The organism is Paenibacillus sp. FSL R7-269 (genome assembly GCF_000517865.1).
GTDB lineage: Bacteria > Bacillota > Bacilli > Paenibacillales > Paenibacillaceae > Paenibacillus_AQ.
The window spans coordinates 72758-87582 of sequence record NZ_ASPS01000049.1; the positions used below are offsets into that span (position 1 = coordinate 72758).

At 53.1% G+C, this 14825-nt stretch carries 14 protein-coding genes and 1 tRNA gene; 5 read left to right on the forward strand and 10 right to left on the reverse strand.

The features are described from left to right. Positions 1-69: 69 nt before the first annotated feature. Genes C162_RS21545 through C162_RS21560 form a run of 4 tightly spaced genes read left to right on the forward strand, consistent with a single transcriptional unit; the run spans position 70 to position 4111 of the window. On the forward strand, positions 70-1539 hold the full coding sequence (locus C162_RS21545) for a spore germination protein (RefSeq protein ID WP_442792467.1): 1470 nt from the start codon (positions 70-72) through the stop codon (positions 1537-1539). A 19-nt stretch (positions 1540-1558) separates the two neighbouring features. After that, the gene (locus C162_RS21550) at positions 1559-2767 is read left to right on the forward strand and encodes a Ger(x)C family spore germination protein (protein WP_036697569.1); all 1209 of its coding nucleotides are present in this window, start codon (positions 1559-1561) and stop codon (positions 2765-2767) included. Then, on the forward strand, positions 2764-2976 hold the full coding sequence (locus C162_RS21555) for a hypothetical protein (protein ID WP_036697571.1): 213 nt from the start codon (positions 2764-2766) through the stop codon (positions 2974-2976). The genes C162_RS21550 and C162_RS21555 overlap by 4 nt, the downstream gene beginning before the upstream one ends. Positions 2977-3007: 31 nt before the next feature. Continuing rightward, complete coding sequence (locus tag C162_RS21560; RefSeq protein WP_036697573.1) at positions 3008-4111, forward strand: GerAB/ArcD/ProY family transporter; 1104 nt, start codon at positions 3008-3010, stop codon at positions 4109-4111. Between the two features lie 95 nt (positions 4112-4206). Here the strand turns inward: C162_RS21560 and ispG are convergent, their stop codons facing one another. The 5 genes from ispG to C162_RS21585 all read right to left on the reverse strand — a co-directional run bounded on the left by ispG (position 4207) and on the right by C162_RS21585 (position 9985). Then, on the reverse strand, positions 4207-5346 hold the full coding sequence (gene ispG, locus C162_RS21565; RefSeq protein WP_036697705.1) for a flavodoxin-dependent (E)-4-hydroxy-3-methylbut-2-enyl-diphosphate synthase: 1140 nt from the start codon (positions 5344-5346) through the stop codon (positions 4207-4209). A 128-nt stretch (positions 5347-5474) separates the two neighbouring features. Beyond that, the gene (gene clpX, locus C162_RS21570; RefSeq protein WP_036697574.1) at positions 5475-6731 is read right to left on the reverse strand and encodes an ATP-dependent Clp protease ATP-binding subunit ClpX; all 1257 of its coding nucleotides are present in this window, start codon (positions 6729-6731) and stop codon (positions 5475-5477) included. A 12-nt stretch (positions 6732-6743) separates the two neighbouring features. Beyond that, positions 6744-7334, reverse strand: coding sequence for an ATP-dependent Clp endopeptidase proteolytic subunit ClpP (clpP, locus tag C162_RS21575; protein WP_036697575.1), 591 nt, complete (start codon positions 7332-7334; stop codon positions 6744-6746). Between the two features lie 282 nt (positions 7335-7616). Beyond that, positions 7617-8960 carry a trigger factor gene (gene tig, locus C162_RS21580; RefSeq protein ID WP_036697577.1) on the reverse strand — a complete coding sequence of 448 codons (1344 nt, stop codon included), beginning with the start codon at positions 8958-8960 and terminating at the stop codon, positions 7617-7619. 95 nt (positions 8961-9055) lie between these two features. Further along, positions 9056-9985, reverse strand: a complete 930-nt coding sequence (locus C162_RS21585) for a hypothetical protein (protein WP_036697578.1) — start codon at positions 9983-9985, stop codon at positions 9056-9058. 153 nt (positions 9986-10138) lie between these two features. On the opposite strand from C162_RS21585, the gene C162_RS21590 reads away from it, so the two are divergent. Further along, a tRNA-Arg gene (locus tag C162_RS21590) sits at positions 10139-10212 on the forward strand. A gap of 668 nt (positions 10213-10880) precedes the next feature. Here C162_RS21590 and C162_RS21595 read toward each other — a convergent pair. The 5 genes from C162_RS21595 to C162_RS21615 form a co-directional block, all read right to left on the reverse strand. After that, positions 10881-11252 (reverse strand): hypothetical protein, encoded by a 372-nt coding sequence (locus C162_RS21595; RefSeq protein ID WP_051493830.1) that lies wholly within the window; start codon positions 11250-11252, stop codon positions 10881-10883. Between the two features lie 71 nt (positions 11253-11323). Next, positions 11324-11716 carry a hypothetical protein gene (locus C162_RS21600; protein ID WP_036697579.1) on the reverse strand — a complete coding sequence of 131 codons (393 nt, stop codon included), beginning with the start codon at positions 11714-11716 and terminating at the stop codon, positions 11324-11326. Between the two features lie 320 nt (positions 11717-12036). Further along, positions 12037-12918 (reverse strand): phosphate ABC transporter permease PstA, encoded by an 882-nt coding sequence (gene pstA, locus C162_RS21605; protein ID WP_036697581.1) that lies wholly within the window; start codon positions 12916-12918, stop codon positions 12037-12039. Beyond that, entirely contained in the window at positions 12918-13862 is a 945-nt protein-coding gene (gene pstC, locus C162_RS21610; protein ID WP_036697583.1) for a phosphate ABC transporter permease subunit PstC, read from the reverse strand. The genes pstA and pstC overlap by 1 nt, the downstream gene beginning before the upstream one ends. A gap of 90 nt (positions 13863-13952) precedes the next feature. Then, complete coding sequence (locus C162_RS21615) at positions 13953-14816, reverse strand: phosphate ABC transporter substrate-binding protein (RefSeq protein ID WP_036697584.1); 864 nt, start codon at positions 14814-14816, stop codon at positions 13953-13955. Positions 14817-14825: the final 9 nt, after the last annotated feature.

Consider the following 14825-nt stretch of genomic DNA (forward strand, 5'->3'; position numbering starts at 1 on the left):
TCCTTCCGCACTCATAGATTGCATAGGATTTCCACAAACGGAAAGACTATACCGGATGACTGGAGGCGAATGACCATGACACAACTGGATAACTCTGGAAATTCACAGGAGAAGCTGCCGCAATCCCTGTCCGCCATATTAGAAGGACTACAAAGCCGCCTGGGCAAAAGCACAGATATCATCTACCGGTTCATCACCCTCGGCCCTTCGTCCGCTGTAATTGTATTTATTGAAGGACTCGCAGATCCGCAGGAGATGATCCAGGCCATTCACGAGGATTCCAGTCTGTATCAACAGTTCAGCCAGCCTCAGCCAGAGAGCTGTCTGAAGCTGCTGCAGGAACGGACGCTCTCCCTCGGTAAGGTCGGGGAGGTCAGTAATTACACGGAGGTAGAACGCGAGCTGCTCGCCGGTAACTCGATCCTCATCATTGACGGAGCTCCGAAGGCGCTGTCTGCCGGAACGGAAGCGCTGAAGCAGCGGGCAGTGGAGGATGCCGGCTCACAATCCGTTGTAAGGGGGCCGCGTGAAGGCTTCACGGAATCCCTGCGTGAGAATACCGCCCTGATCCGGCGGAGAATCCAGAACCCGAAGCTGCGCATTGAAGAGAGAACCCTCGGGGAACAGACGCAGACGAATGTAGCTGTAATGTATATAGAAGGCAATGTAGATCCCGGGGTGCTGACCCAGCTGCGCAGACGGCTGGATGAGGCCAAGCTGGACAGTGTACTGGAGAGCAATTATATCGAGGAGATGATTCAGGACCCGCAATACAGCCCTTTTCCGACGGTCTATAACACGGAACGCCCGGATTCCGCCGCATCAGCACTGCTGGAAGGACGGATCACTATCCTGGTTGAGGGTACGCCGTTTGTGCTCATCGTTCCTGCCTTATTCGTACAGTTCTTCCAATCCAGTGAGGATTACTATCAGCGGAGCGATTTTGCCAGTCTGGTCCGCATCCTCCGTTATTTCTGCTTCACTGTAGCACTTCTGACCCCGGCCTTTTATATTGCGATCACCACCTTCCATCAGGAGATGATTCCGACGACCCTGTTGGTCAGTCTGATCGGGCAGCGTGAAGGCATTCCGTTCCCGGCATTTCTCGAAGCCTTCCTGATGGAGATCACCTTCGAGATTCTGCGTGAGGCCGGTATCCGCCTGCCCAAATCAATGGGCCAGTCCGTATCTATCGTAGGTACGCTGGTTATTGGCCAGGCTGCGGTGGATGCAGGGCTAGTCTCGGCTGCTATGGTCATCGTCGTCTCCATTACAGCCATATCCAACTTCGCCCTTCCCGCCTTCAACATCGGGATCTCGGTACGGATTCTGCGCTTCGTGATGATGGGGATTGGCGCTTCCTTCGGCCTATACGGGATTGTTGTCGCTTTGATTATTCTGGGTCTCCACTTATGCAGCCTGGAATCCGTAGGTGTTCCTTACATGACTTCCTTCGCCCCCTGGCAGTGGCTTAGCCAGAAGGATAGCCTCATAAGGCTGTCAAGACGCAATATGAAGAAGTATACCGGGCATAACTGACAGAGAGGAGCAACCTACTATGCGTATTCAACAAGCAGTCTGTCTGCTCCTGTTCTTCAGTCTGGCGGTATTGCCCGGATGCTGGAGCCGCAAGGAGCTGAACGAGCTGGCCGTGGTCATGGCGATGGGAATTGATGCCGCACCTGAGGGTTATGCCGTTTCTGCACAGGTGCTGAATTCGGGAGAAGCACGCAGCACAAAAGGAGCAGCAGGCAAAAGCCTGCCTGTTCTTACCTACAAGGCCGTAGGCCAGACGGTTCCCGATGCCCTCCAGCACATGCTCAGTACGGCTCCGCGTACCCTCTACTTATCCCACATCCGGGTGCTCGTCCTCGGAGAAAAACTGGCACGGCAAGGAGTCAGTGACATCCTTGATTTCATCACCCGGGATCATCAGCTCCGCAGTGATTTCTTCCTGGTGGTCGCGAAGAATTCTCAGGCCTCTGACATTCTGGAGATTAATACTCCGTTCGAGCAGATTCCGGCCAGCTCGCTCTATTCCTCCATTCTGGTCTCGCATAAAAATTGGGCAGCCACCGGCAAAGTCACCCTGCAGCAGTTCATTCTTGAACTGGAGCGCGGCGGCTCCAATCCGATTATGTCCGGCGTAAGGCTGAACGGCGATGTGTCAGAGGGAGGAACAATCAAGAATATTGAATCCATTGTCCCCAAGACTCAGATTGTCCAGGCGGGAATTGCTGTTTTCAAAAAAGACCGTCTGGTCGGCTGGCTGAATGAGAGCTCCAGTAAAACGCTTAATTACACGCTGAATGAGGTCGATTCCTCGAACGGAATTGTCTCCTGCCCGGATGGGGGCAAGGTCGGATTTATCATCACCCGCTCGGAGAGCCGCATCCTGCCCCGGCTTAATTCTGCCGGAGAGCCTGAATTCACACTCTCCATCCATGCAGAGTCCGATCTTACGACCGTTAATGGTACCCTTGACCTCACTAAGCCGGCCAATATAGCGCTGATCGAGACCCGGATTGAGAATAAGTTCATTAACAATATGGAGGGGAATATCCAGAGCGTACAGCAGGATTATGGTTCGGATATCTTCGGCTTCGGCGAAGCACTACACCGCAAATATCCCCGGGTATGGAAGAAGTACCGTGATGGATGGGATGACCATTTCAAGCATGTGAAGGTACGAATCGCATGCAAGTTACAGATCCGGCGGATTGGTTCCATTGTTCAGCCGCAGAGAAGGGAGATGGAGCTTAAATGAATTGGAACTGGCTGCTGCTCCTGTTCCTGCTGATCACTGCTCTGATGCAGCTTCCCCGGTTGATCCGGCTGCGTTCTCCACAGGATACGACGATCTTCTGCACACTCTGGCTGCTTGCAGCTTCAATCACGATTGCCGACATGGCAGGTTCCACTCTGATTCGGCCTTTGGACTGGGTCAATGGCATCATCAAGCTACTCTCTTTGTAACCATTAACTAAACTGAAAGGATGATGGGCCAGTGAGCAAGTCCAAGAACCTCTCCTCCTTACAATTATTCATACTGACCTTCGGGCTGATGACAGGAACCTCCATTCTGGACTTGCCCGGAACAATAACGCAAATCGCCAGAGAGGATGCCTGGATCGCTGCCCTCTTCGCCCTGTTGATCAATCTTATGATGGCACTCTTATGTCTCGGCCTCTGCCGTCTGTATCCGGGCCAGACTCTGTTCGAGATTCTGGAGTCTGTGCTGGGCCGATGGCCGGGCAAGGCGTTATCACTCATCTATTTATTCTATTTTCTCATCCTTACCAGTGCGCTGCTGGGCGATCTGAGCACCTTCATCACCACAGAGGTTATGCCTGAGACCCCGTCTGAAGCAACCAAACTCATATTCCTGCTCGTTCTCGTCATCAGCGCGCGCAAAGGCATCATTATTCTGGGCCGGTTGAGTGAGTTGCTCTTCCCCTGGCTGCTGCTTCTGCTCACGCTGCTCGTTCTGGCCCTGATCCCTCAAGCGAATTGGACACATATCCGCCCCATTATGGAGGATGGCCCGGGCCCTGTTCTGGCCGCCGGTATTCAGTCCGCCATGTTTCAAGAGCCCATTGTATTGATGGGCTTCCTCCCCCTGGTGAAGCTGCCCGCCAAGCGGGCACGGGTCTTGCTCAGCGGAATAATTACCGGCGGGATAGTCCTCTCCGTACTGACACTGCTCAGCGTACTGGTCCTTGGGATTGAACAGACCTCGAACAGCGTCTATCCGGTATTCGTGCTGGCGAAGACCATTAATATTGGCAACGTACTGCAACGAGTTGAAGGAATGTTAATTACGATCTGGATTATGACCTTCTTTATCAAAATCTCCTTGCTCTTTCTGCTGCTCCTACAAAATTTCCAGACCGTATTCAGTCTGAAGCGCACCACTCACCTGATCTTTCCTTTGGCGGTTCTGTTGTTCGTCTTCGCCTCCAATATTTATATCAACATGGCCTATCTCATAGATAAGGTGCAGAATGCCTGGTGGAAATTCGCTGCCATCCACCTCGTATTCATCCCTCTGCTGATATATGGGATTGCGCTGATAAGGAGCAAGCTGGCTGCCTCGGCAGCCAAGTCTTAAGACCTGGTTATGCCTATACATTCTTCTATTTAGCAAAAAAGCCCTGCCCGTTTGCAGATCATCCGCAAACGGGCAGGGCGCTGTTATATATAGAATTAGTTCTCTGTACTGCCGATTTGAACCGCCGGAGCAAGTCCCGCGTGGCTACGGCCGGGAATCTCGCCGGTCGCCTCGAAATGCTCGACAATAATGTCAATCTCCTTCTTCAGCTCGGAGACGAGCTCTGCCTCAGGCACCTTGCGGATCATCTTGCCGTAACGGAACAACAGCCCTTCTCCGCGCGCACCGGCGATGCCGATGTCTGCTTCTCTGGCTTCCCCTGGACCATTCACCGCACACCCGAGGACAGATACCTTAATCGGCACCTTCAGCTTGGAGATGTACTCCTCCACTTCGTTCGCAATCGAGAAGAGGTCAATATCCAGGCGTCCGCAAGTCGGACAGGAGATCAGGGTAGCGGCATTCGAGATCAGACCGAAGGTCTTCAGCAGCTCACGCGCCACCTTCACTTCCTCCACCGGATCAGCACTCAGGGAGATCCGCACCGTACTACCGATACCCATGGAGAGCAGCGCACCGATCCCGGCCGAGCTCTTCACTGTTCCGGCGAACAGAGTGCCGGATTCAGTGATACCCAGATGCAGTGGATAAGGAATCACTTCTGCAGCTTGACGGTAAGCCTCGATGGCCATCGGCACATCGGATGCCTTCAGGGACACGATGATATCGTGGAAGTCCAGCTCTTCGAGAATGCCGATATGGTATAGGGCACTCTCAACCATAGCCTCAGGTGTAGGATAACCGTATTTCTCCAGCAGGTGATTCTCCAGTGAACCGGCATTCACACCGATCCGGATCGGTATCCCCTTGTCCTTACAGGCCTTAACGACAGCTTCCACCTTATCACGGCGTCCGATATTGCCGGGATTGATCCGCACCTTGTCGATGCCGTTCTCAATCGCCAGCAAGGCCAGCTTGTAATTGAAATGAATATCCGCTACGAGCGGGATATGAATCTGCTTCTTGATTTCCTTAATCGCTGCTGCCGCTTCCTCATTGTTGACCGTTACACGCACGAGCTGACAGCCAGCTTCCTCCAGCCGCAGAATCTCGGCCACGGTTGCCTCTACATCGGCGGTCTTGGTCGTACACATGCTTTGGATTGCAACCTCGTTGTTACCCCCGATAATCACTCCGCCAACATTGACGGGACGGGTCTGGTGTCTCAGGAACATGATTTTCTCCCCCATAACGATCAAAGCTCCACCCTCTCCGCTCCCGCAGGTCATGCGGGGGTGCGGGAGAAAGTGGAGACCCTGAGCTGTATTGTTAAGCCGGGTCAGGCCGGGTAATGAAGCCTGACTTACGCGCTTTCTTCTTTTTTCTTATCCTTCTTGAGACTAAGCTCCGGCAGAGACTTCTCCTTAACAACCTGCTCGGTAATGACACAATCCTTAATGTCATCACGTGAAGGCACCTCGTACATCACATCAAGCATAATGCTCTCAATGATGGCACGCAGTCCACGGGCACCGGTGTTGCGCTTGATCGCTTCCTTCGCAATCGCTTCAAGAGCAAGCGGTTCGAACTTCAGAGCTACATTATCCATCTCCAGCAGCTTCACATACTGCTTCACGAGCGCATTTTTAGGCTCGGAGAGAATACGTACCAGGGTGCTCTCATCAAGCGGTTCCAAGGTCGAGATGACCGGCAGACGGCCGACGAACTCGGGGATGAGGCCGAACTTCAGCAGGTCCTCAGGCAATACCATAGACAGGTATTCACCGGCCTTGAGGTCCTTCTGTCCTTCAACCGCAGCGTTGAAGCCGATGACTTTTTTGCCGATACGGCGCTTGATCATTTGCTCCAGGCCGTCGAAGGCACCGCCCACGATGAACAGAATGTTCGTAGTATCGATCTGGATGAATTCCTGATGAGGATGCTTGCGTCCGCCTTGCGGTGGAACCGAAGCAACCGTACCTTCAAGAATCTTCAGCAGCGCCTGCTGAACGCCTTCACCGGATACGTCGCGGGTAATGGACGGATTCTCGGATTTACGCGCTACCTTATCAATTTCGTCTATATAGATAATGCCGCGTTCGGCTTTCTCTACATCATAATCAGCCGCTTGAATCAGCTTCAGGAGAATGTTCTCGACGTCTTCACCCACATAACCGGCTTCCGTAAGGGAAGTGGCATCTGCAATGGCAAAAGGCACGTTGATGATCTTCGCCATCGTCTGCGCCAGCAGGGTCTTACCGGAGCCTGTAGGTCCGAGCAGCAGAATGTTGCTCTTCGTCAGCTCCACATCTTCAATCTTGCTCTGGCTGTTCACGCGCTTGTAGTGATTGTATACAGCAACGGAGAGCGATTTCTTCGCTTGCTCCTGGCCGATAACATATTGGTCCAAGATATCGCGGATTTCCTTCGGTTTCGGAATATCCTTCATATCCAGCTCTTCCTCGTGGCCAAGCTCCTCTTCCACAATCTCTGTGCATAGCTCGATGCATTCGTCACATATATAAACGCCAGGTCCCGCTACGAGCTTACGAACCTGCTCTTGTGATTTGCCGCAAAAGGAACATTTCAACTGCCCTTTTTCATCATTAAATTTAAACATCTAACCACCCCTTTAAGATATGATCGGTGAAGAGAGTACCTGGTCAATGAGCCCGTATTCCTTCGCTTCTTCCGCGCTCATGAAGTTATCGCGGTCTGTATCCCGTTCGATTTTGTCAAGGGGCTGACCTGTGCGCTCTACATAAATCTGATTCAGCTTCTGCTTCGTCTTGAGAATCCAGTCGGTGTGAATCCAGATGTCGGACGCCTGCCCCTGAACGCCGCCGAGCGGCTGATGAATCATGACCTCGCTGTTGGTCAGCGCATATCTCTTGCCGGGCGCTCCGGCTGTCAGGAGCAATGATCCCATACTGGCTGCCATCCCTACGCAAATCGTTGAAACATCCGGTTTGATATATTGCATCGTATCATATATACCCATGCCGGCTGTAACAGAACCACCGGGCGAGTTGAGGTACAAGTGAATGTCTTTTTCGGGGTCATCTGCTGCCAGGAACAGCAACTGCGCAATAACCAGATTGGCGACATCATCGTCAATCGCACTGCTCAGGAAGATGATGCGATCCTTGAGCAATCTGGAATAGATATCGTATGAGCGTTCTCCCCGGCTTGTCGTTTCCACAACCATTGGTACCAGACTCATGCCACCAACCTCTTTTCTCTATACAGATTAGTCTTTCCGTTTCAGAAATATTTTAACACGTTCAAAGCGGGATGTCATTTATTCACTGGGTCCCTAAACCGCATTGTTCATGTGCATGCCATTATAACGCAATTCCACAGACAATGCCAATTGAAGGGTTCATGATATGTACTACCAAACGCCCGGCCCCCGATAAAAATAAGGCACGTAACAAAAACTTACGTGCCTTATCAAATCTCTATGGAGGCTAATGGATAGCCGTTCTAGGTAAGGGATTGAAGCTTACTCAGCCTTTGCTTCTTCTGCTGCCGCTTCTTCTGCAGGTGCTGCCGGAGCTTCAACTTCCACGCTGTTGCTAACGAGGAACTCGATTGTCTTGCGCAGGGAGATCTCATCGTTCAGGCTGCTCAGGGAACCATTGGCTGCCAGAATGCTGCGGATTTCTTCAGGAGAACGCTTGTAAGCTTCAGCCATAGTAGCCAGCTCTTGCGTAACTTCTTCTTCCGACACTGCGATCTTCTCTTCCTTAGCAATAACTTCCAGAACAAGGTTGTTACGAACGCGCTTCTCAGCATCGCCCTTCATTTGTCCTTGCAGGTCTTCACGGGTCTGGCCGGAGAAGCTAAGGAACATGTCCATGTTCATGCCCTGCTGGCGAAGACGGGTATCGAAGTCACGAACCATGTTCTCCACTTCGCTGGCGATCATAGCCTCAGGAATTTCAACTTCAGCATTTGCTGCTGCTGCGTCAACTACTGCGGATTCACGAACGCTCTTCAGCTCTTCCTGCTTGCGGGATTCGAGCTGTGCCTTCAGGTCTGCCTTGTATTCTTCCAGTGTGTCGAATTCACTAACATCCTTGGCGAATTCATCATCCAGCTCAGGAAGCTGTTTGCGCTTGATTTCGTGCAGCTTCACTTTGAATACAGCAGCTTTGCCTGCCAGTTCAGCAGCGTGATAAGTCTCAGGGAAGGTTACTTCAACATCCTTGAAGTCTCCAGTAGACATGCCCACTACCTGCTCTTCGAATCCTGGAATGAAGGAATTGCTGCCCAGCTCCAGGGAATGACGCTCAGCCTGTCCGCCTTCGAAAGGAACGCCGTCAACCGAACCGTCAAAATCAATTACAGTGATGTCGCCGTTCGCTGCTGCTCCCTCTTCGATAACAACAAGCTCAGCGTGACGCTCTTGCAGACGCTTCAGTTCAGCATTCAGCTCTTCGTCAGTTACTTCTGCCTTCTGTACTGGTACTTCCAGACCTTTGTACTCGCCCAGCTTCACTTCAGGCTTAACTGTGATCTTCGCTTTGAAGATGAACGGCTGGCCCTTAGCGAATTGCTCGATGTCCACTTCAGGACGGTCTACAGGGAAGATGTCAGTCTGTTCAACGGCTTCGCCGTAAGCTTCAGGAAGAAGAATGTCGATAGCATCCTGATACAGGCTTTCAACACCGAAACGGGATTCAAAAATCGGCCGTGGCACTTTACCTTTACGGAATCCAGGTACGTTTGCTTTCTTTACCACTTTATTAAAGGCTTTGTCGAGTGCTGCAGCTACGCGTTCCGCTTCAACTTCGACTTCAAGAACTCCGAGGTTCTTCTCTATTTTTTCCCAAGTTGCTTTCATAATATACTTTTCCCTCCAAAAATAGGTTACATTTTTACTTAAATAGTCCAACATTTCACGCACAGAATAACCACTATATTATATACAACATTACTTTATTTATCAAGTAGAGAACTCTTTACGAATCCCCTGAGTGAACGGTAGGCCCCCTCAAATTGGAAGCGCATGCTGTCCGTTATGCCATACATGCCCCGTGTTTCCTCTTCTTTGCGGTTCCCGTTCAGGCTCTCCGACACCATCTGGTGCAGGGCTCCCGCCCAAATATCCAGCTGCGAATACTCCCCGTCCAGCAGCTTGCGGTAATCCGCCGTCCCGTAGATGGACATGACGAACTGCCCCCACAGCTCCTGGGCAAAATAATACAGCGTCGGCTCATGCACCTCCGCCTGCTCAGCCACCCGTTCCAGCACCTGGCTGATCTGCGGCGGGAACTCGTCGTTCTGCAGCGGCACGGTCTCGATCTCCACCTCAGCAGCCTCATGGCCCCGGCTCAGCCTGATTGCCCCCTGCGCCCCTCTGCGCCGCAACGTCTGCAGTGTGCGGAATTGCAGCAGCGGATGCACCTCGGCCTGCTGCAGCCAGCCGGTCAGCGCTTCATCTACCCCGCTCCCCTCCAGGTAGGAGAGCTGCTCCAGCGCCAGTACTGTCGCTTCGGACAGCGGTTCATTCATGACCCGCTTCAGCAGTTTATCCGGGTACTCCGCATCCTCCTCCAACTTGGATCTGGCCAGAATCCGGGCCATATCCTCTTCCCCCAGATCCATCTCCTCCGCATCCGGGGCTCCGTTCCCGTCACCGCCCTGCGCCGCGTAGGGGAAGGCCGCCACCAGCCATTCCAGCAGCGACCGCCATTCCTCGTAGTGCCGCTCTTCCTGTCCCTGGCACTGCAGCAAAAAACGCAGCAGTTCCATCGCCTCCCCGTAACGTTCACTCTCCAGCATAACTGTGAGCTGAATCTGATAGTAATCCAGGGTCTTGGGAAACAGCACGATGTTCTCTTTGGCGGGGGAATTGAATTGATTCATGAGGGCACCTCCTTTTCTCCGAACTGTAATCGCTTCTGAACCTTAATCAATTGTAGATTATAGCATATCCCTGCACGGTTTCAAAAAAACAAGTTGAAAAAGTTAACTATGTATGATAACATAATTTTTGCTTGCTTTTCAGTCAGTCATCATGTCCCGGTAGCTCAGTTGGATAGAGCATGCGCCTTCTAAGCGCACGGTCGGGGGTTCGAATCCCTTCCGGGACGTCAAAACAGCAGCCTTCCTTCGGGAGGGCTGTTTTGTCGTTCTGGGGATGAGAACCCAGCGCCAGCGGGGACGTTGGAGCATAAGCTTCGATAGCACTACTTCGCAATCAGCCCGAATGGGCTGTATCCCTTCCGGGACGTCAAAACAGCAGCCTTCCTTTGGGAAGGCTGTTTTGTCGTTCTGGGGATGAGAACCCCCTTTTATTTTGAGTAGGATCAATGTGGGCGCTTGGGTGGACGCTGCGCGAACGGACCGTTGTTCCAATCGCTGTGTTTTCCAGATTTTCCTCATTCCCCTTAGCGGTAAAAATCCAGAAACCAAGGCGAACGCTGCCGCTTTCACACAATCGTTCCGTCCTCTCCGCTGTTTGAGCGGGAAATGAACTTCCAAAGAAACCACTACTCTTGTCGTAGTGGAGGATGGGAACCAAACACAAACTATGCGGACTGGAGATCCCTTATTCCGGCGGATCACGCCTGTCCGCAGGGTCATGCGGACTCAGGGGCCGTTAAGTAACCCGTTTCTCCGCTTTTTCAGCTCGAATGAACACTTTAACGTCCTCTGAGTCCGTTTAGGACAGAAAAGTTGGTTTTTTCGACGAATAGCGTCCCCTCAGTCCGGATAACTCAGCTGGTGGCTACATTCTATTCGTTCACCCTGAAGCAGTTCAAGTCCCACTATTAAGCATTTGCGCCTCAATATTCGCCTCAATATTTGCCGCAGCATTTCCTGAACTTTTTTCCGTTTCCGCTGGGGCAGGGTTCGTGGTTACATAATGTGTAGAATAACGCTGTTCCATCGCTACATCTCCAGTCTTCGAGAAGCGAAGCGGACGCTTGGGGCCCTTTCCCCTTTTGACATAAGCGGTATGGGATGGCTTCAGTTCATGCTCCCGTGCCTTCTGACGGATCAGTGACAGGATGAAGTTGAACTGCGACAGGTTGCCGCGAAGGACCCGTTCCAGATAAGGAACTTTGCCCAGACGCCACTCTTCTACCTGTTCAGGACTGACTGCTCCAAGTCTGAGAAAGACCTTCAAGGGAGTGACAACGCCCTTTCCCTGCAATGAGCTTCTTAACAATTTCGCCCACTTTCTTGTTCAATTGCTGCCTATTCATGCATGCCTTCCTCCATATTCCTGCAGCGCCCGCACTTCTCCGGGAAGTAAATCCCATCCACCCGGTAGCAGCTAAAATCAAGGTGATCGAATACAAACGGATTGCCGCATTCGGTACACTGCAGCAGAACAGGATCGCGCGTGCGTCCGATCAGCGATTGCGTCCAGTCCAGAAGCAGTCCATGCCATGCGCTCTCGTCCAACCGGTCACCGGAACATAGGATTTTGAACAGAAATAAAAGAATCATGCCCCGGTTCCGTTCCTTCAGATACTCCATACTGACCGGCGTGATCCCTTGGTCCAGCCAGTTCTCCCACTCCCGCTGCAGCTCCTCCGCCTCCCGTTCCTGCCGGACGGTCCAGCCGTAGACGGGGAACTCGATCATGGGAAGCTTCCCGGATTCAATGAATACGCGGTCATCTGCTTCCGGTTCGGCTTAGGCGGTTGGTCTTCTGCGTGCTCACAGCGTTCTGCCTCCTTGTCCTTATAATGGGCACAGGCTAGTCCAGACTGCGCGTATTTTATAGTCCAATAATAGCATATCCAGACTGTGAAACAGGAGATTTAGTGGTGAGTTTCAGCGCTTCTCTGAGCCATCCGAAGCTTCCTCGATTACACAGCAAACAGGCTGCCCGCCATGAAACTTCCATAGCAGAGCAGCCTGTTCTTCCAGGATATAGCTCTATTCACCCGTTTGCATCCGTCTCAGCGTCCCCGGCGGCGGTTGCCCAGCCACAGCGGGAAGCGGAACATAAAGTTGATCAGCAGCACGACAAAGACCAGCACGGCAGCAGACTTATCCGCGATTTGCCGCGCATCCTCTACAATGGCCTCAGACTGCACGTACCACAGATGCACAGCCAGAGTCTCGCCCGGTGAGAAGAGGTTGAAGTCCCACATCTCGCCGGAGGTGCTGAGTCCGGCGGTCAGGAGGATGACCGCCGACTCCCCGAAGGCGCGTCCAGCCACCAGGCAGACGCCGGTGACGATGGCCGGAAGGGCTACCGGCACGACGACCTTGCGGATGACATGGAACTTCGTCATGCCGAGGGCATAGCCGGCTTCACGGATCTCGCCGGGAACCGCTCGCACCGCTTCCTCCGTGACGCGGGCCAGCATCGGCAGATTCAGCAGCGCCAGGCTGACTCCCCCGCCGAGGATCGTCAGGCCGACGCCGAAGTACTCGGCGAAGATCGCAAGGCCCAGCAGACCGAACACGATGGACGGCACCGAGGCCAGGGATTCCACGCAGATGCGCAACGCACCCGTGAAGGCATTATCCGGCGCGTACTCCGCCATATAGATCCCTGCCCCGATCCCGATGGGAACCGAGATCAAGAGAGAGATGAACAGGATATAGAAGGAGTTGAACAGGACGGGACCAATCCCGCCGCCGGGATCGATCTCCTCCGGCTGCTTGAGCAGGAAATCAGGTCTGAGCGAAGGCAAGCCTTTGCTCAGGATGGTGAACAGCAGCCAGAAGATCAGCAGCATGACCAGAACGCCCAGCGTATAGAAGCCGATGGTAGCCAGTTTATTACGCCGCTGGGCTCTGGCCGTATGGCGTGTGCGCGTGAATCCGTTCATCAGGCATCCCTCCGTTTGCGGCCCAGGAGCCGGATAATCAGAATCAGTACAAACGAGATCAGCAGCAGCAGGAAGGCCATCATATGCAGGGAGTAGTTCCAGGTGGAGTCGAACTCCACGTTGGAAATCTGCATCACGATATTACTGGTCAACACCGAGGTGGGTGCGAACAGGCTCTTCGCCAGCTGCGGCGTATTGCCGATGACCATCACCACCGCCATGGTCTCCCCGACTGCGCGGGTCATGCCCAGAATCACTGCCGAGATAATGCCCCGGCTGGCAGCGGGCAGCACGACGCGCATAATGACTTGAAGGCGGGTCGAACCGAGCGCATAGGCAGCGTCGCGGTATTTGCGCGGAACAGCCACAATAGCATCATCGCTGATCCGGCAGATGGTCGGCAGTACCATCAATGCCAGCACGAGTGCGGCGGCGAGCAGTCCGTCCCCGAGACCTTCTCCGCTGACTCTGCGCAGGAAGGGCAGCAGCACGGTCAAGCCTAGATAGCCATATACAATAGAAGGAATACCGACCAGCAGATCCAGTACCGGACGGATGAAGCTCTTCAGCCACTTCGGGGCAATCTCCGCACAGAGCACAGCCATCCCAACCGAGATGGGCACGGCAATGACCAGGGTCAGCGCGGTAAGCGACAATGTATTTACGATGAAGGCGGCTGCGCCGAAGGCATCCTCTTCCGGCGTCCAGTTGAACGAGAAGAAGAAGTCCTGCGGGGAGATGCGGGTGAAGAGCAGCAGCGCCGTTTTGCCAATGAATACAATAACTAGTCCCAGCACAAGACAGAGCGCAAGGATGCTGAATAAGAAATAATAACGGGAGATGCTGTTGCCCAGCAGATGTCTGCGGTGCCTTTTGGTGTTACGTTTGACTTCCTCTAGGCTTGTCTGTGTCTTCGCTGTCAGGCTATGAACCGGTGCCCCCATACTTTCCCTCCTGTAAGAGGCCAACCCCGTATATCCCGGAGCTGGCCGCTGTTACCTATCAATCTATTGTGCTTGCTTGGTTCAAGGATCTTAGGATTGCATAGCAGAGATTGGAATGAACTTAAGCTTCTTAAGCGAGCCCTGCTGGAACTTCTTGCTCTGTACATATTCGATGAATTCTTTGGTCGCGCCGGTCGGCTGGCCGTTCGTCATGTAGTAGCCGTAAGCCCAGATCTTGTATGAGCCGTTGATCACGTTATCCGTGTTAGCTTCCACACCGTTGAACTTCACAGCCTTGATGTCGCCGCCCGTTACATAGACAAGGTCGATGTATCCGATAGCATTAGGCGTTGTACCTACAGCTGTTTTCATGTCACCGCTGGAGCCGGTTTCCTTGTAGTTCTTCTCTTTCTTCACGATATCTCCGCCGCCCAGCGCCTTGGCCTGATAGTTAACGCGGGTCCCGGAGCCGAAGGCACGGGTGATCACTACGATGTTTGCATCCGATCCGCCGACCTCTTTCCAGTTGGTGATTTTACCGGCGTAGATGCCTTTGAGCTGCTCTGTAGTCAGGTTGTCGACTCCGACATTCTTATTAACGATGGTTGCAAAAGGAATCACAGCGACCTTATTGGCCACTTGTCCGTCAAAGGCCTTGAAGCCCGGAACATCAATACTGGCATCCCAGTCGCAGGCTCCGATATCGGCAATACCTTTCTTCACGGCCTGCGGTCCAGTCACGGAGCCCTTGCCGGAAGCGGCGATCTTCACTTTAGGGTGAAGCTTCTGGAATTCCTTAGCGGCCTGCAGCGTCAGCGGAAGCAGTGCTGTAGAACCGTTAACGGTGATTTTACCCTTGAGGCTGTCCGCTGCTGCGGCCACCCCTGCAAAGGATGCGGTAACCGCGATCACCGCGGTGAGTGCTGTAACTGTGAATTTTTTGAATATCTTCATGTCTGAATT